Source organism: Curtobacterium sp. 260 (assembly GCF_030803485.1).
In the GTDB taxonomy this organism is placed as follows: domain Bacteria; phylum Actinomycetota; class Actinomycetes; order Actinomycetales; family Microbacteriaceae; genus Curtobacterium.
In genome coordinates, this window is sequence record NZ_JAURUY010000004.1 from 20264 (window position 1) to 37693 (window position 17430).

Here is a 17430-nt window from a genome sequence, read left to right on the forward strand (position 1 = left end):
GGGTGCCTGGTCGGGGCCACTGCTGCCCCGGTCCGCAGCCCCCGATCACGGTCCGGTCACGACGGGTGGGCCCGTGCCGGTCGGGGTACAGCGCGGCAGCCGTCGGGGGACGGCGGACGACATCAGGAATTCATCGACGACGACGTGTCACGTTCCCCCGCGGACGTCGGTCCGGGCGTGTCGCCCCACCCTCAGGCGCCGTAGAACTCCCGCTCGAAGACCTGGCGAGCGCGCCGTGTGACGCCGAGGTAGTCGTCCTCGAGCCGGGACGCCGATCCGGGCGGGTACTCCATCAGGCGCGCGATGCCCTCGAGCTGCACCCGGTCGACGGGCAGCACGTCGGTCGTCTTCCCGGACCAGAGCACGAGGGCGCTCCGGGTGCGGGACGCGAAGCGCCAGGCGGCGCCGAGGCGGTCGGCGTCCTCCGCCGCGACGAGCCCGGCGGCGGTGGCGGCGTCGAGCGCCTCGAGCGTCGAGGTGGTCCGGAGCCCGGGCACCGTCGTCGCGTGCTGCAGCTGCAGCAGCTGCACGAACCACTCCACGTCGCTGAGGGACCCGCGGCCGAGCTTCAGGTGCCGCGCTGGGTCGGCTCCGCGTGGCAGCCGCTCGGACTCGACGCGGGCCTTGATGCGCCGGACCTCGCGGACCGCCTGCTCGTCGATGTGCTCCGGGTACCGGGTCCGGTCCGCCAGGTGCTCGAAGTCCCGCAGGAGTCCGTCGTCGCCGACGGCACCACGGGCCCGGAGGAGCGCCTGCGCCTCCCACGTCAACGACCACCGGGCGTAGTACGCGCCGTACGACTCGAGCGTCCGCACCACCGGTCCGTTCTTCCCCTCCGGACGCAGGTCGATGTCGAGCTCGAACGGGTGGATGGCGTCGTCGGTCAGCCGCGACAGCTCACGGACGATGCGCTGCGCCGCCCGCGAGGCCTGCTCCGACTCGAGGCCCTCCGGCGCCCGGTACACGTAGAGCACGTCGGCGTCGGACCCGAAGCCGAGCTCCCGGCCACCGAAGCGTCCCATCGCGACGATGCCGAACGCGAGGCCCTCGGGAGCGTCCCGCCGCGCGAGGGTGAGCGCTCCGGTCAGGGTCGCCTCGGAGACGTCGGACAGCGCCGGACCGAGTGCGTCCACGTCGAGGTGGCCCAGCACTGCGGCCATGCCGAGCCGGAGCGTCTCGCGACGTCGGGCGGACCGGACGAGGGCGGCGGCACCGTCGACGTCGTCACCGTGTCGGGCGGTCGTCGCGGCGTGTTCGGCGAGCAGGGACGCCAGCGGTCGGGGCCGGAGGAGCGTCTCCGGTTCGTCGAGCCACGCGACCGCTTCGGGGAAGCGCTCGAGCAACCCGGCGAGGAACGCCGACTCGGACAGCACGGTCGTCAGGGAGTGCGCGGCGCCCGACGAGTCGCGGAGCATGCGGAGGAACCAGCTCGACTCCCCCAGCGTGTCGCTGAGGCGCCGGAACGCCAGGAGCGCCCGGTCCGGAGCCGGCCCCTCGGCCATCCACCGCAGGAGCACGGGGAGCAGGTTGCGCTGGATCGCGGCCCGCCGGCTCGTGCCCTGCGTGAGCGCGCGGATGTGGCCGAGCGCGCCCGAGGGGTCCGCGAAGCCGATCGCGCCGAGGCGGTCGGCCGCCTGGTCGTTCGTCAGGACGATGTCACCGTCGGTCGCGGCCACCGCCGAGAGCAGCGGTCGGTAGAAGAGCCGCTCGTGGAGCCCGCGGACCTCGAGCTTCACGCCGCGCCACCGCTGCTCCAGCGCCGCCGCCGAGGTCGCGAGCCCGGTCGAGCGTGCGAGCACCCGGAGCTCGTCCTCGTCGGAGGGCATGAGGTGCGTGCGCTGCAGTCGTCGGAGCTGGATGCGGTGCTCGAGGAGGCGCAGCAGGGCGTAGTCGGGGCCGAAGCGTGCGGCCTCGGGTCGGCCCACGTACCCGGCGGCGGCCAGGGCGTCCATCGCCTCGAGCGTCGAGCGGACCCGCACGGTGTCGTCGTCGCGGCCGTGCACGAGCTGCAGGAGCTGCACGGTGAACTCGACGTCGCGCAGCCCGCCCGGCCCGAGCTTGATCTGCCGGTCGACCTCGTCGTCCGGGATGTGCTCGGTGACGCGTTCCCGCATCCGCTGCACCGACTCGACGAACCCGGGCCGGCCGGCGGAACTCCAGACGAACGGGGCGACCGCTGCGGCGTAGCGCTCCCCCAGGTCCCGACTGCCGGCGATCGGCCGCGCCTTGAGCAGCGCCTGGAACTCCCACCCCTTCGCCCAGCGCTCGTAGTACGCCACGTGCGAGTCGAGCGTCCGGACGAGCGCGCCGTCCTTGCCCTCCGGCCGCAGGTTGGCGTCGACCTCCCACAGTGCCGGTTCGGCCGCGAGGTCGGTGATGGCGTGCGTCGCCGCGATCGCCAGCCGCGTCGCGATGAGGACGGCGCGGTCGGTTCCGACGCCGGAGCCGGTCTCGTCGTCACGGGTCGACTCGGTGACGAAGATGACGTCGACGTCGCTGACGTAGTTGAGCTCGCGTGCGCCGGCCTTCCCCATGCCGATCACGGCGAGCGGGGTCGCCTCGACGTCGGCGGCGGGGAACGGGACCTCGCGCCGGGCGACGGAGACCGCCGCCTCGAGCGCCGCGCCGGCCAGGTCGGCGAGCCCCGCGGCGACCGCCGGGAACGCCTCGGTCGGGGCGGGGTGCAGCACGTCGAACAGGGCGATCTGCGCCAGGTGTCGCCGGTAGCGCACCCGCAGCCGGAGGCGGGCGTCCTCACCGGTGGCGTCCGCGACCGCCTCGGCCAGCGACTCCGTGTACGCCTCCTGCGACCACGGCGGGGTGACCGGCTCGAGCAGCAGCGCGATCTCCGCCGGACGACGGTGCAGGAACTCCCCGAGCCCCGTCGACGCACCGAGCAACCGGACGAGCCGCTCGGTGGCCGCCCGGTCCGCCAGGACCGGCCGCAGCTCGTCCGGCGCACGCTCGAGGAGCCGCTCGAGCAGCCGGAGCGCACCGTCGGGATCGGCCGTGGACTCCCACAGGGCCGGGGCGTCGGCGACCGGCACCCGTAGGTCGGGGCCGAACCGGGCCTCCAGGCCGGCGATCCGCTCCAGGCTCTCCGACAGCTCCGCGAAGCCCAGGCGGGCCATCTCGGAACGGGACGTCTTCGTCCGACCGGTCATGGGTGGCGCACCGGGCGGCTGCTAGAGCGCGCCGAGGTTCGTGCGGAGCTCGAACGGCGTGACCTGGTCGCGGTAGGCCTTCCACTCCTGCCGCTTGTTGAGCAGCACGAAGTTGAAGACCTGCTCGCCCAGGGTCTCGGCGACGAGCTCCGAGTCCTCCATCAGACCGAGCGCGTGGTCGAGGCTGGCCGGGAGCTGCTTGTAGCCGAGGGCCTTGCGCTCGGCGTCGGACAGGCTCCAGACGTTGTCCTCGGCCTCCGGCGGGAGCTCGTAGCCCTCGTCGATGCCCTTGAGGCCCGCCGCGAGGAGCAGCGAGTACGCCAGGTACGGGTTCGCGGCGGAGTCGATGCCGCGGTACTCGACGCGGGCGGACTGGCCCTTGTTCGGCTTGTACAGCGGCACGCGGACCAGGGCCGAACGGTTGTTGTGGCCCCAGGTCACGAAGGACGGGGCCTCGTCACCGCCCCACAGGCGCTTGTACGAGTTGACGAACTGGTTCGTCACGGCGGTGATCTCCGGCGCGTGCCGCAGCACACCGGCGATGAAGTGCTTCGCGGTCTGCGACAGCTGGTACTCGCCGCCGGCCTCGTAGAAGGCGTTCTGGTCGCCCTCGAAGAGCGAGACGTGCGTGTGCATGCCGGAGCCGGGCTGCCCCGACAGCGGCTTCGGCATGAAGGTCGCGTAGACGCCCTGCTCGATCGCGACCTCCTTCACCACCGTGCGGAAGGTCATGATGTTGTCCGCCATCGTCAGCGCGTCGGCGTAGCGGAGGTCGATCTCGTTCTGCCCGGGGCCGGCCTCGTGGTGGGAGAACTCCACCGAGATGCCGAGGTCCTCGAGCATGCGCACCGAGCGGCGGCGGAAGTCGTGGGCGCTGCCGCCGGGGACGTTGTCGAAGTAGCCGGCCTGGTCGACGGGCTGCGGGCCGCCGTCCGCCCAGTCGCGGCTCTTCAGCAGGTAGAACTCGATCTCGGGGTGCGTGTAGAAGGTGAACCCACGGTCACTCGCCTTCGCCAGCGTCCGCTTCAGCACGTTGCGAGGGTCGGCGACGGCGGGCTGGCCGTCGGGCGTCGTGATGTCGCAGAACATCCGCGCCGTCGGGTCGACCTCGCCCCGCCAGGGCAGGATCTGGAACGTCGAGGGGTCCGGGTGCGCCAGGACGTCGGCCTCGTAGGAGCGCGTGAGGCCCTCGATCGCGGAGCCGTCGAACCCGATGCCCTCCGCGAAGGCCCCCTCGACCTCGGCCGGGGCGATCGCGACGGACTTCAGCGTGCCGATGACGTCGGTGAACCAGAGTCGGATGAACTTGATGCCCCGCTCCTCGATGGTGCGGAGCACGAAGTCCGTCTGCTTGTCCATGGACGCCCTTTCCGTGGTGCTGCTGGGGCTCCCAGCCTATTGGTCCGCGTCGTCCCAGCGCTCGTTGTTCGCCTTGATGCGGTCCAGGGCGTGTTGCGCGTCCTCGCGGGTGTCGAACGGGCCGATGCGGTCGCGCTGCGGCGACTGCGGGCCCTGCTCCACCTCGTGCGTCTTCTCGTTGAACCACCACTGGGACTCGATGCGTTCGTCGCTCATGGCGCCACCGTACCGACGGCGGTCGGGCGGTGCCCGCGCGCGACGGGTGCGGGGTCGGACCGCGCTCGCGCGCGGCGCGCGGCGGGTGCGCAGCCGAGTCTCGGGCTGCGCGACAGTCTTCGCGCACCGGGGCGCGCGATCGGTCGCTCAGCTCGAGACTCGCGGGGTCGCGGACCGGGAACGGTCGCGGGGAACGGCCGGGCGGTGGGGGTGACCGGCCTGGAGGCGCGGTGCCGGTCCGGCGGGCGGGCACCGCGCCTCCAGGCCGTCGCGGCGGGCGCGGGGCGCTGGGCGGGCGGTCCTGAGGGCGGGTTCGAGCCGGGGCGTCGCCGGTGCCCCGCGCGGCGCCGCGAGACGCCGGCTTCACCGCCGGACGCCCTCGGCGCCGCGAGACGCCGCCGGATCTCGCGGCGTCTCGGCACGGACGGGGCGTCTCGCACCGACGCCGGTGTCTCGCGCACGTGTCGGTCGGCGCGGCGTCTCGGCATCGGCGAGGCGTCTCGCACCGACGCCGGCGTCTCCCGCACGTGCCGCGCCTCGCGCACGTGCGGGGCCTCTCGCGCGGCCGCCGGCGTCTCGGCGCCGGCGTGCGGCGGGACGGCGGCCTGCCGCACCCGGTTAGAGTGGTCGGCATGCCCCGGGACGAACACGGACACCTGACCGCCGGCCGGATCTCCCCCCAGCGCCCCGTGCCGAAGGACATCGAGCGTCCCGAGTACGTCGGGCGCGTCGAGCCCCACGAGCACGGACTCGGTGACACGTACACGCCGGACGAGGTCGAGCTGATCCGGGCCGCGGGACGCATCGCCTCGCAGGCCATCGATGCCGTCGGGGACGCCATCCGCCCCGGGGTCACCACCGACGAGCTCGACCGGATCGGCCACGAGTTCGTCGTGTCCCACGGGGCCTACCCCTCCACGCTCGGCTACCGCGGGTACCCCAAGTCGCTCTGCTCGAGCCTGAACGAGGTCATCTGCCACGGCATCCCGGACGACACCGTGCTGCAGGAGGGTGACCTGGTCAACATCGACATCACCGCCTACAAGGACGGCATGCACGGCGACACGAACCGCACGTTCGTCGTCGGGCAGGCGTCGCAGGAGGTGCAGGACCTGGTCGATCGCACCCGCACCGCGCTCGAGCGCGGGATCAAGGCCGTGGCCCCCGGACGGCAGGTCAACGTCATCGGACGAGCGATCGAGGCCTACGCGAAGCGCTTCGGCTACGGCGTCGTCCGTGACTACACCGGTCACGGCGTCGGTCGTGCCTTCCACTCCGGGCTGATCATCCCCCACTACGACGCGCCGCGCTTCGACGACGTCATGGAGCCGGGCATGGTGTTCAGCATCGAGCCCATGCTCACGCTCGGCGGCATCGAGGCCGACATCTGGTCGGACGACTGGACCGTCAGCACCCGCGACAAGTCCTGGACCGCACAGTTCGAACACACCCTCGTCGTCACCGAGCGCGGCGCGGAACTCCTCACCGTCTCCTGACGGACACTCTCGAAAGGCACCGCTTCTCATGACCTCCCTCGCAGTCGGCGTCGACATCGGCGGTACGGGCATCAAGGGCGCGATCGTCGACGTCGCCACCGGCGAGCTCACGACCGACCGGATCAAGAAGGCCACCCCCGAGGGCGGCAAGCCGCACGACATCGTCGCGGTCGCCAAGTCGATCCTCGACGAACTCGCTCCGGCGGCGGACGTGCCCGTCGGGGTCTGCTTCCCCGCGATCGTCCGTGACGGCAAGACCATGTCGGCTGCGAACGTGTCGAAGAAGTGGATCGGCTTCGAGGCCGAGGCGCTCTTCGAGAAGGAGCTCGGTCGCTCCATCCACTTCGTCAACGACGCCGACGCCGCCGGGTTCGCCGAGCAGCAGTTCGGCGCCGCGAAGGGCAAGGACGGGCTCGTGGTCGTCACGACCCTGGGCACCGGGATCGGCACGGCGCTGATCAACGACGGCGTGCTCATCGTCAACTCCGAGCTCGGCCACCTGGAGATCGACGGGCACGACGCCGAGACGAAGGCCTCGTTCGCGGCCAAGGAGCGGGACGAGCTGTCCTGGAAGCACTGGGCGAAGCGCCTGCAGAAGTACTACTCGACGCTCGAGGCCCTGCTCTCCCCCGAGCTCTTCGTCGTCGGCGGCGGCGTGTCGAAGCACCACGAGGAGTTCCTGCCGCTGCTCGACCTGCAGGCGGACATCATCCCCGCGACCCTCCGGAACAACGCCGGCATCATCGGGGCAGCGACCCTGGCGGCGCGCAGCAAGTAGGCGGCGCTGCCGACAGCGCTGCTCCTGCCCGTCCGCCGGCGGCCGGCTCCGGCTGTCCGGCGAGCGGGCAGGACATGCCGCGCGTGCTCCGACGAACGGGTGCGATCGGTCGGGTGTCAGCGTCGAGCGTGACAGATCTGGCCCGCTCGGCGATCGACGGCGGGACAGGAGGAGGCCGGACGGCGGAACCGTCGGCAGCAGGCGGGCGCGGGACGGGGGTCGGCAGCGGTAGACTCGGGGGTGCGAACGGGTCGGTGAGACGGTCGCGTCACTCCCCCGGGAGTGCCGAGGAACGTCCGGGCTCCACAGAGCAGGGCGGTGGGTAACACCCACCCGGAGCAATCCGCGAGACAGTGCCACAGAAAGCAGACCGCCGGCGGCGACGTCGGTAAGGGTGAAACGGTGGTGTAAGAGACCACCAGGGGTCCGGGTGACCGGATCCGCTCGGTAAACCTCGCCCGGAGCAAGGTCAGACAGAGGACGACGAGGCTGCTCGCTGAGTCCTCGGGTGGACCGCTGGAGGCCGGCGGCAACGTCGGTCCGAGAGAGATGGCCGTCACCGCGAGAGCGGGACAGAACCCGGCGTACGGCCGGCCCGTTCGCACACACGACACCACGAGCGCGCCCCGCGCGTCCCCACCGACGACGGACGGGAGGCTCGTGGCGGTGTCGCCACGAGCCTCCCGTCCGGTGGTCCCGCGTCTACAGGCCGGACTCGGCCGTGCGCACCAGGATCGCGTCGCTGTCGGGGCAGAGCACGACGTCGTCGGGCGCGGCCCGACGGATGTCCTGCAGGTCCGAGTTCGTGAGGGTCACGCCGGAGGCGGTCGAGACCCCGCCCTGCAGCAGCGACGCACCGAAGCCGTAGCGGGCACGCTGCCGGTCGTACAGCGCCAGCAGGTCCGCGGGCACCTTCGTGGCGACGGCCGCACGGCTCTGGACCGCCGACTCGCGGTCGGCCTCGGCACGGGCGATCTCGGTGTCGCGTTCCGCGACCAGGGTGGCACGGTCCGCCTCGACCCCGGCGAGCTTCGCCTCGATGTCCCCGACGCGAGCGCGGTGCACGTCGAGCTGCTCCATCACCTCGAGCTCGGCGGTCTCCAGGTCGCCGATGCGGCGACGGAGGGACTCCATCTCGCTCTCGAGCCCGGCGGCGTCCTTCGCGCTGGAGACGTTCTGCAGCATCGTCGTGTCGCGCTCGATGCGGGCCTGCGCCGTCGCGGTGTCCGACTCGAGGCGTGTGCGTTCCCGTTCGGCGTCCTCGACCTGGCCGGTCGCGGCGGCGAGTTCGGCGCGCAACGCGGCGGCGGTCGTGCCGAGCTCCGTGAGCCGGTCGCCCTTCTGCAGGGCGGTGATGCGGTGCGACAGACGGGTCACGTCGTTGTCGAGGCGCTGGAGGTCGAGGAGGACGACCTGGTCCTCGGGTGCTGCCTTCACGGTCGGTCTCCTTCGGGGGCGGGGGTGGGAGCGGCGGTGCCGGTCGAGCCGGAGCCGTCCGCAGCGGTCGGTCCGGGTGTCGGCTCGGCCGCGGGCAGGACGGCGAAGTCCCAGGGGTCGGTGCGCAGGTCGCTGACGGAAACGCGGACGCCGGCGAGTCGTCGGAGCTGCTCGGCGGCGACGTCGAGCCAGAGCCACTCGGTCGCCCAGTGCGAGGTGTCCACCAGCGCCGGGCCGTCGACGAGCAGGGCCTGCTCGCGGAACTCCGAGGCGGGGTGGTGCCGGAGGTCGCTCGTGACGTAGACGTCGGCGGTGCGGACCACAGCGTTGCCGAGGTAGGCGTCGCCGGCCCCGGCGCACAGCGCGACCGTGCGGACGGGCCGGTCGAAGCCGCCCGAGACCCGGACCCCGGTGGCCGTCGGCGGCAGGAGGTCGACGAGCTGCCGGGCGAGCGCGCCCAGGGTGGTCCCGTGCGGCAGGACCCCGACACGACCGATGCCGGTGCCGGGATCGGCCCCCGGCTCGAGCGGCCGCTGCTCGGAGAGGCCCAGTCGGTCCGCGAGCACGGCCGAGGTACCGGTCGTCACGACGTCGGCGTTCGTGTGCGCGGCCAGCAGGGCGGTCCCGCCCCGCACGAGCGTCGCGAGGACCCGTCCCTTGGCGGTCGTCTCGTCGATCGTGGTGACGCCGCGGAGCAGGAGCGGGTGGTGGGTGAGGAGCAGGTCGGCACCCACGGCGACCGCCTCGTCTGCCGTGGCCGGCACGGCGTCGACGGCGAGGTGGACGTGCTCGACCGGCTGGTCCGGGTGCCCGGAGACGAGCCCCACGGCATCCCAGGACTCGGCGCCGGCGGAGGGCCACAGGTCCTCGATCACGGCCTGGAGTTCGCGGAGCGTCGGCATCCCGTCAGTCTACCGAGCCGCAGGCGGGGTCCGGGTCGCTCAGCGGCGGCCGAACAGGGACCGCAGACGTGCCACGAGGCGCGCCCACCAGCCGGGTCCGGTGCTGTCCGTCGTCGGCGCGTGCTCGTCGTCGTGGCTCGCCGTGGTCTCGCTCGCGGGCAGGGCCACCGCCTCGGGCAGCACGACCGGCGTGCTCGCCGTCGCACCGGTGTGCGCGGTCAGCGCGGCCGCGAAGGCAGCCCGGTCGATGACGGTGGGCCCGGTGGCCGGCTGGACGAGCGGAGCGGGCCGGGTCGCGGCCGACAGGGGCGAGCCGACCGGGAGGCCCAGCACCGGCCGGACCGGCAGCTCGCGGCCCGGGGTGGTCGCCGCAGCGTCGACGGCACCCGAGCCCGTGGTCGCGAGGACCCCGGTCGTGGTCGGTGCGGTCGTGGCCCGCTGGACGGGTCGCGTCGGGGTCGCGACGTCGGTCCGGGGTGCGGCGGCGCGCGGGGCGGCTGCTGCACGCACCGGCGTCGGCACCGGTGCTGTGGCGGCGCGTCGGGCGGCGGCACGATCACGGCGCGCGACCTCGTCCGCTGCGTCGGCGAGCAGGTCCGCGAAGACGGCGCGGGCGAACGCGCGCGCGGCGTCGACCTCGGCGTCGTCGAGGTGGGCGACGGTGGCCTCCCAGGCGGCGAGGCGCGCGAGGTCCTCGTCGCGGCGACGGACCTCGTCCTCGAGCAGCACGATGCGGTCGATCGTGGTGCGACCGCTCGTGGCGGAGACCTCGACCGCCAGGTCCTCGATGCGCAGGGCGATCCGGGCGGGCGGCTCGGGGAACGACGGGGCGCAGGCCGCGACGTGCCGTGCACGGTCACGACGACGGAAGGCGGTGGGCTCCGAGTGCTCGGCGGCGGGCGCGGCAGCGGCGGGTACGAGCGCGGGCGCGGGTGCGGCCTCGGCAGCGGCGGACACGGGCTCGGGTGCGTCCGACGCCGACTGGGGCTCGGGTTCGGGTGCGTCCGACGCCGACTCGGGCTCGGGCTCGGCAGCAGCCGCACCAGGGCCGACGGGCACGGCGGGCTCGGCGACGGCGTCCGTGGTCACCGGGCGCTGCACCGGACCCGTGACCGGCGGCACCACGAGGTCCGCCAGGTACGGCGTACGGGTGGCCGGGACGTCTCGGAGCCACTCCTCGAGCTCGCGACCGAACGGGTCGACGAGGGGGGTGCGCGCACCGGGCTGGGTCTCCATGTGACGCAGGATAGATATCACGCGCGCCGGATGCGGGGAGATCCGCGGTGTGTCGCGCATCCCGCACTCTCGGACGTGACGTACCGGGTCGGAGATGAGCGGCGTGTCAGAGCCTCGGGAGCGACTCCGCGAAGTCGTCGAGCAGGCTCCGACCCTCGTCCCAGGCACCGACACCGCTCGCGACGTTCACGTGCTGCCGGTCCCCCACCCGGGCCACCCGGGACCCGAGCGTGCCGGCGAACGCGACGGCTCGGTCGACGGAGCAGTACGGGTCGTCGTCGCTGACCACGAGCACGGTCGGTACCGCGACTGGTCGGCGCGGAGCACGGAAGCCGGCGGCCTCGGCGGGGAACACCGGCGCCTCGGGGTCCGGGGCCGCCACCAGGAACGCGCCGACGACCCGCTCGTGAGCGCCGTCGACGCCGTGCTCTGCCAACCAGTCGGCCACCGCCAGGACGCCCAGGCTGTGCGCGACGAGCACCGGCGGCCGGGAGCAGGCGTCGACGGCCTCGGTGATCGCCCGGCTCCAGTCGCCGGGCTCCGGGTCCGACCAGGACCTCGGTGCGATGCGCACCGCACCGTCGGCGCGCTCGTCCTGCCAGCGGGACTGCCAGTGCTCGGGGTCCGACCCCCAGATGCCCGGGACGACGACCCAGGGGTGCCGGTCCGCCGGGCGCAGCTGCTCCTCCATCCGGGCAGCGTAGCGGGCACCCGGGCAGCGGAGCGGACGTCCGGGCAGCGGAGCGGGCAGCCCTGGCGGCGACGACCGTCAGCTGTGCAGGGTGTCGCGCGGGTACTCGCCGAACCGCGCCGAGTAGGCAGCCGAGAACCGACCGAGGTGCGCGAAGCCCCACCGGACCGCGACCGCGGCGACCGTGAGCTCCCCCGGGGTGCCCCGGTGGAGCTCCTCGCGGACACGGTCCATCCGGATGCCACGGAGCATGGCGTTCGGGGCGGTCCCGACCTGCCGCTGGAACGCCTGCTGCAGCCCGCGGACGCTGAGTCCGACGTGTTCGGCCACGTCGGTGGTCGTGATCGGGGTGTGCGCGTAGGCGTGCATGTACTCGACCGCTTCGCGGACCCGGCTCGTCGCACCCTGCGGCATCGGGACCTCGGGCGCGATCTGCTCGTGCGGGAAGGTCCGCAGCATCGCGAGTGCGGTCTCGCGTGCGGTCTCGGCCATGACGAGCGGTGAGGGAGCCGCGGGGCCGAGGACGACCTGCGCGGCCCGTCGGACCTGTGCGTTCCACACCCGCAGGTCCTCGGCGTGCGGTCTCGCGGTGTGGTCGAAGACGATCGCGCCCGCCTGCCCGCCGTGCTCCTCCGCCGCGATGCCCTCGAGGAACCTCCGGTCGAAGTGCACGAGGTTCTGCCGGACGTCCTCGACCTCGAAGACGAAGGGCCGACCTGCCGGGAACACGAGCGCGTGCCCGGGAGCGAAGGACGCCTCGTCCCGACCGACGTCGACCGTGCCTCCGCCGTCGGTCGTCCACATGACGGCGTAGTCGTCGCCGGAGGACGCCTCACCCGTCGCGTGCGCGTCGAAGTGGGTCGACCGGAACGACATCGACGCGTCACCGACCGCCTTGAAGCGGTACCCGAACGACCGCGCGGTGTGGCGCGCAGCGAAGTGCGCGCCGTCGTACGCGTCCGAGAAGAGCTGGAGCGCCGCGCCGAGGTCGGTCCCCACGGCTTCGTAGCGCATCCGGGTGTCAGCGCGCGTCTCGGTCGTCACCGGACCGAGCGTGGCACGACATCGCCGGTCCCGCATGCGCACCGTCCCGGGGTGCGCGGACCGGCTCCTCCCGTGCGGGAAACGGATGATGCGCGGGCCGGACGCGGAGACCGGTCAGCGGCGGCCGGTCAGCGGCGGCCGCGCCGGACGACCCATCGGTTCCGGTCGTCGACCCGCTCGTAGCGCAGGTCGTCGACGACCATCTGCACGAGCGCGAGCCCGCGGCCGCCCTCGGCCAGCGCGTCCGGCAGGTGCGCCGCCGACGGGTCGACCAGGACCGGCACACCGTCGTCGGACAGCGACACCGTGACCTCGTCCGGGCCGACGTCCATCCGGAGCGAGCAGGACACCGGACGACCGCCGGCTCCGTGCTCGATGACGTTCGAGGCGAGCTCGACGAGGGCGAGTTCGAGCGCCATGCGGTCCTCGAGGGACAGCTCGGGCTCGTGTGCCCACACCGAGGACAGGAACGTGTGCACCGCCGTGACGTCGTCGGGCGGGCAGGCGAGGTCGAGGACGTGCTCGCCGGTGGCCACGGTCATGCCCAGTTCGTCACCGCGGCGTCCCCGTCCGGGTACGTCCGCAGGATCTTGTCGATGTTGGAGAGCTTGAGCACCATCTGCACCTGCTCGGAGGGGGCGGCGAGCCGCAGGTCTCCCCCGGCCTGGCGCGCGGTCTTCAGGCAGCCGACCAGGGCGCCCAGTCCGGACGAGTCCATGAACTCGACGCCGGAGAGCTCGACGACCAGACGCGAGCGCCCGCCCTCGACGACCTTCGCCACGGTCTCGCGGAAGGCTCCCGCGCTCACCATGTTGAGTCGTCCGCTGCACTCGAGCACGGCGGTGTCGTCTGTCGCCTCGTGTACGACGATGTCCATGCAGGGGCCTCCTCGGTTCGGTGCGGGTGCACCCTGCAACCTACCGGGTCTGAGCCGTCAGGCGGTACGGCCTCGCCGCGTCGCGAGGACCTGGACGACGACGGCGGCCGCCATGAGCGTCACCATCACGGCGCCCATCGCGGTCGCGGTCCCGCCGAGCGCACCCGCGAGCGGCGTCCCGAGCCCGCCGAGTCCGAAGGTGAGACCGCCCTGCAGTGCGGCCGCGGTCCCCGGGTGGGCAGCGCCGACGTGCTGCGTCCGGGTCATGGCCGCGGGCAGCACGAACCCCCAGGCCCCGGTGACCACCGCGAGCCCGCACCAGACCGGCATGGGTCCCGCTCCGGCGAGGGCAGCGACCAGGACGACCGCGCTGCCGAGGGTCCCCGTGGCGAGCCCCGCGGTCAGCAGGGAGTCCTCGGAGAACCGGCCGACGACGCGGCGGAACACGAGCGTCGTGACGACCATCACCGAGGCGTTCGTCGCGAACACGAGCGTGTAACGCTGCTCCGAGAAGCCGTACTGCTGCTGGAACACGAACGAGCTCGTCGCGATGTAGGCGAAGAAGCCGATCGTCGAGAGCACCCCGGTCAGGACGTAGGCCCGGAAGCGCCCGATCGCGAGCAGGTCCCGGATGCGACGCCCGTTCGCACGGAAGCCGGTCCCGCCCCGGGCGGCCGGCGGGAGGGTCTCACCGAAGCGCAGGACGACCGTGACGGCGAACGCCGCCCCGAGCACGGCGAGGACGACGAACATCAGGCGCCAGGACCCGACGGTGAGCACGGCGCCGCCGGCCAGCGGTGCGACGACCGGCCCGACGGCGTTGATCGCGGCCAGGGTGCCGAACACCGTCGCCGCCCGTGGCCCCGAGGTCGTGTCGGAGACCATCGCACGACCGGCGACGGCTCCGGCCGCACCGGCGAGTCCCTGCAGCACGCGGGCGGCCACCAGGGTGCCCGCGTCCGGTGCGAGCGCACAGCCGACGGACGCCAGCGCGAAGCCGACGGTCCCGACGAGGAGCAGCGGTCGCCGTCCGGTGCCGTCGCTCACGGGCCCGGCGAGGAGCTGGCCGACCGCGAACGCGACGAGGAACGCCGTGAGCGACAGCTGCACGACCCCGGGTGTGGTGTCGAGGTCGCGGGCGATCGTCGGGAGCGCCGGGATGTACATGTCGGTGGCGAAGGGCGAGACGCCGACGATCAGTGCCAGTGGAACGATCGGCGGCAGCCGGGTCGTCGCGGTCGTCGGTCCGGTCCCCGCGCGCTCCGTCGTCACCGACGCCACGCTACGCCCGCGCGGACCGATCCGCGACGGCCGTCGGGCACCACGCTGACCCGTGACGGACGGGAGGCGCGGTGCCCGCCGGCACCGCGCCTCCCGTCCGTGACGTGGTCGTTGGCGGATCAGCCCGTGTTCTGCAGACCGGCCGCGACCCCGTTGACGGTGAGCAGGAGCAGGCGGTGGTCGCCGTCCGTCGGGTCGGTGCTGCCGGAGGTCCGGATCGCCCGCAGGGCGCGCAGCTGCAGGTGCGACAGCGCGTCGACGTACGGGCTGCGCAGCCGCACGGCACGCGCGAGCACCGGACGGTCCTCGAGCACGTCGCTCCCGCCGGACACCCGCAGCACCCAGTCGCGGGTGCGGAGCATCTCGTCGAGCACCTTGGCGGCCAGGTCGTCGCGGTCGGCGAGCTCGAGGTAGCGGCGGGCGATCTGCTCGTCGGTCTTCGCGAGCGACATCTCGACGTTCTTGATCATCGCGCCGAACAGCGGCCACTCCGCGTACGCGGCGCGCAGGGCATCGACGTCGCCGACGGCCTCGAGCGCGGAGCCGAGGCCGTACCACCCGGCGAGGTTGATGCGTGCCTGCGTCCACGAGAACACCCACGGGATCGCTCGGAGGTCCTCGAGCGACTCCACGCTCAGGCCGCGTCGGGCCGGGCGGGAGCCGAGCGGCAGGAGTCCGATCTCCTCCATCGGGGTGACGCGGGCGAACCACGGCGCGAAACCGTCCGCCTTGACCAGGTCGTAGAACGCGCGGCGCGAGACGTCGTCGAGCTGCTGCGCGAGGTCGGCGAAGCGGGTCGCCGCGACGGCCGTGCGCTCCTCGTTCGACGGCGACGACGCGAACAGCGTCGCCGAGGCCATCTGCTCGAGGTGCCGTGCCGCGATGTCCTGGTCGCCGTACTGGGCGAAGATGACCTCGCCCTGCTCGGTGAGCTTGAGCCGCCCGTCGATCGACCCCGGCGGCTGTGCGAGGACCGCCTCGTTCGCCGGGCCACCACCGCGGCCGAGCGATCCGCCGCGGCCGTGGAACAGCGTCAGCTGGACGTCCTGCTCGCGCGCCCAGTCGGCGATCCGTGCCTGTGCGTCGTAGAGCGCCAGGTTCGCCGAGACCGGGCCGACGTCCTTCGACGAGTCGGAGTAGCCGAGCATGACCTCGAGCCGACGCCCGGTCGCCGCGAGCCGCCGCTGGAAGGGCTCGGTGCGCACGGCCTCGTCGAGGATGTCGACGCTCGCGTGCAGGTCGGCGAACGTCTCGAACAACGGGATGACGTCGAGCACCGGGGCCGCGTCACCGCAGGCGGCACGGGCGAGCTCGTGCACGTTCGCCAGGTCGGCGGCCGACTGCGTGAAGGAGACGATGTAGCGGTGCGCGGCACGGACGCCGTAGCGCTGCTGCAGGTCCGCGACGGTGCGGAACACCGCGAGGACCTCCTCCGTGGTCTCGCTCAGCTCGCCGCCGGCCCGGATCTCCGCCAGGGCGTTCCGGTGCACCTGCGAGTGCTGACGGACCTCGAGCTCGGCGAGGTGGAACCCGAAGGTCTCGACCTGCCAGACGAGGTTCTGCAGGTCGCCGTTCGCGGTCCGGACGGCACCGGCGGCGACGAGCGACGCCTGGATCACCCGGAGGTCGGCGAGCAGTTCCTCGGGGTCGCCGTACGCCAGGCCCTCCTGGCCGCGGCGCGTCGCGCGGATGCGGGCGGCGACGAAGAGCAGTGCGCGACGGTGCGTCTCGTTCGGGGCACGGACGCCGATCCGCTCGGCGATGCCCGGGTCGAGCTGCTCCTGCGCTGCGACGAGGGCCTGCAGTCCGGCGTCCGCGGGGGTCTCGGCGGCGTCGAGCGTCAGTGCCGAACCGATGCGGGTGGCTGCGCGGGAGAGGCCGAGCAGGATGTGCTCGGCGGCGATGTCGGCGGCCTGCTTCGTGACGCCGGCGGTGACGTGCGGGTTGCCGTCGCGGTCGCCGCCGATCCAGGTGCCGAAGCGCACGAAGGCCGGTGCGGTCACCGGGACCCGACCGGCGTCGTCCCCGAGCAGCCGGTCGTCGAGCAGGCGGTAGACCTGCGGCACGATCTCGAACAGGGTCTGGTCGAACACGCTCATCGCCGTGCGGACCTCGTCGAGCGGGGTCGGCCGGGTCGTGCGCAGCGGTGAGGTGCGCAGGAGCGTGGTGATCTCCTCGAGCAGCCGCCGCTCGTTCTCGGCGCGGGCGGTGGCGTTGCGGGAGCGGTCGCGCTCGTCGATGAGGTCGGTGATGCGCCGGACGGCCGTGGTGACCGCGCGACGGCGGGCCTCGGTCGGGTGGGCGGTGAGCACCGGGTGGAACCGCAGGTCGGCCAGGCGCGCGGCGGCCTCGTCGGCGCCGACCTGCTCGACGAGCGAGGCGTACGTCGCGGGGAACGAGTCGCCGGGCAGGCCGCCGTCGTCGCCCCGGGCACGGAGGACGCGCACGCGGTGGTGCTCCTCGGCCAGGTTCGTCAGGTGGAAGTACGTCGTGAACGCCTGGGCGACGGCCTCGGCCCGCTCGGCGGACATGCCGGCCACGATCGCCTCGGCACGGGCGGCGCCCTCGGCGTCGGAGCCCTCGTAGGCGTCGATGACGGCGGCGCGCAGGCTCTCGACGTCGTGCAGCAGCTCGTCACCCCCGGTCTCCCGCAGCACCCGCCCGAGCAGGTTGCCGAGGTACCGGACGTCCGCGCGCAGGTCGCTGTCGACCGCGCCGCTGACGTCGTCCCGTGCGCGCCCGTGGCGCGTCGATCCGTCGATCGCCGTCATGGGTTCCTCTCACGTTGCGCCGGGACCGCGTCCCGGGTCCCCAGCACTGTACCGGCGGACGCGGGCACGTGACGACGACCGTCCGGACGGACCGCGGACCGCCCAGGGCACGACCGGCCAGCGCGCCGACGGACGCGGCGGCGGGCGCAGCGGCGGTCGCGGCGGCGGTCGCGGCGGC

General features: G+C 73.5%; 14 protein-coding genes and 1 other RNA gene. 3 read left to right on the plus strand and 12 right to left on the minus strand.

Annotated features, from left to right (window positions below; genetic code table 11):
- Window positions 1-191: 191 nt before the first annotated feature.
- Genes J2X59_RS06470 through J2X59_RS06480 form a run of 3 tightly spaced genes read right to left on the minus strand, consistent with a single transcriptional unit; the run spans window position 192 to window position 4739 of the window.
- Window positions 192-3164 (minus strand): bifunctional [glutamine synthetase] adenylyltransferase/[glutamine synthetase]-adenylyl-L-tyrosine phosphorylase, encoded by a 2973-nt coding sequence (locus J2X59_RS06470; protein WP_326496113.1) that lies wholly within the window; start codon window positions 3162-3164, stop codon window positions 192-194.
- 21 nt (window positions 3165-3185) lie between these two features.
- Window positions 3186-4523 (minus strand): type I glutamate--ammonia ligase, encoded by a 1338-nt coding sequence (gene glnA, locus J2X59_RS06475; protein ID WP_066654028.1) that lies wholly within the window; start codon window positions 4521-4523, stop codon window positions 3186-3188.
- Window positions 4524-4559: 36 nt separating this feature from the next.
- Window positions 4560-4739: an SPOR domain-containing protein gene (locus J2X59_RS06480; RefSeq protein ID WP_066654026.1), complete on the minus strand. Its 180-nt coding sequence runs from the start codon at window positions 4737-4739 to the stop codon at window positions 4560-4562.
- Between the two features lie 632 nt (window positions 4740-5371).
- On the opposite strand from J2X59_RS06480, the gene map reads away from it, so the two are divergent.
- From map to rnpB, 3 genes are all read left to right on the plus strand, one after another.
- Window positions 5372-6235 (plus strand): type I methionyl aminopeptidase, encoded by an 864-nt coding sequence (map, locus tag J2X59_RS06485; RefSeq protein ID WP_326496114.1) that lies wholly within the window; start codon window positions 5372-5374, stop codon window positions 6233-6235.
- A gap of 28 nt (window positions 6236-6263) precedes the next feature.
- Window positions 6264-7013 carry a polyphosphate--glucose phosphotransferase gene (ppgK, locus tag J2X59_RS06490; protein WP_066654024.1) on the plus strand — a complete coding sequence of 250 codons (750 nt, stop codon included), beginning with the start codon at window positions 6264-6266 and terminating at the stop codon, window positions 7011-7013.
- A gap of 247 nt (window positions 7014-7260) precedes the next feature.
- Window positions 7261-7615: RNase P RNA component class A (gene rnpB, locus J2X59_RS06495), an RNA gene on the plus strand.
- Window positions 7616-7715: 100 nt separating this feature from the next.
- Here rnpB and J2X59_RS06500 read toward each other — a convergent pair.
- The 9 genes from J2X59_RS06500 to J2X59_RS06540 form a co-directional block, all read right to left on the minus strand.
- Window positions 7716-8450, minus strand: coding sequence for a zinc ribbon domain-containing protein (locus J2X59_RS06500; RefSeq protein ID WP_326496115.1), 735 nt, complete (start codon window positions 8448-8450; stop codon window positions 7716-7718).
- Window positions 8447-9352 (minus strand): Nif3-like dinuclear metal center hexameric protein, encoded by a 906-nt coding sequence (locus J2X59_RS06505; protein WP_326496116.1) that lies wholly within the window; start codon window positions 9350-9352, stop codon window positions 8447-8449. The genes J2X59_RS06500 and J2X59_RS06505 overlap by 4 nt, the downstream gene beginning before the upstream one ends.
- A 39-nt stretch (window positions 9353-9391) precedes the next feature.
- Window positions 9392-10588: a hypothetical protein gene (locus tag J2X59_RS06510; protein WP_326496117.1), complete on the minus strand. Its 1197-nt coding sequence runs from the start codon at window positions 10586-10588 to the stop codon at window positions 9392-9394.
- Between the two features lie 106 nt (window positions 10589-10694).
- Window positions 10695-11279: an RBBP9/YdeN family alpha/beta hydrolase gene (locus J2X59_RS06515; protein ID WP_326496118.1), complete on the minus strand. Its 585-nt coding sequence runs from the start codon at window positions 11277-11279 to the stop codon at window positions 10695-10697.
- A 78-nt stretch (window positions 11280-11357) separates the two neighbouring features.
- Window positions 11358-12323 carry a helix-turn-helix transcriptional regulator gene (locus J2X59_RS06520; protein WP_066654015.1) on the minus strand — a complete coding sequence of 322 codons (966 nt, stop codon included), beginning with the start codon at window positions 12321-12323 and terminating at the stop codon, window positions 11358-11360.
- Between the two features lie 128 nt (window positions 12324-12451).
- Window positions 12452-12865: an ATP-binding protein gene (locus tag J2X59_RS06525; protein ID WP_066654013.1), complete on the minus strand. Its 414-nt coding sequence runs from the start codon at window positions 12863-12865 to the stop codon at window positions 12452-12454.
- Entirely contained in the window at window positions 12862-13200 is a 339-nt protein-coding gene (locus J2X59_RS06530; protein ID WP_066654011.1) for an STAS domain-containing protein, read from the minus strand. Before J2X59_RS06530 ends, J2X59_RS06525 begins: the two co-directional genes overlap by 4 nt.
- 57 nt (window positions 13201-13257) lie before the next feature.
- Window positions 13258-14472, minus strand: a complete 1215-nt coding sequence (locus tag J2X59_RS06535) for a multidrug effflux MFS transporter (RefSeq protein WP_326496119.1) — start codon at window positions 14470-14472, stop codon at window positions 13258-13260.
- A gap of 128 nt (window positions 14473-14600) precedes the next feature.
- Complete coding sequence (locus J2X59_RS06540; protein ID WP_251154981.1) at window positions 14601-17252, minus strand: phosphoenolpyruvate carboxylase; 2652 nt, start codon at window positions 17250-17252, stop codon at window positions 14601-14603.
- Window positions 17253-17430: the final 178 nt, after the last annotated feature.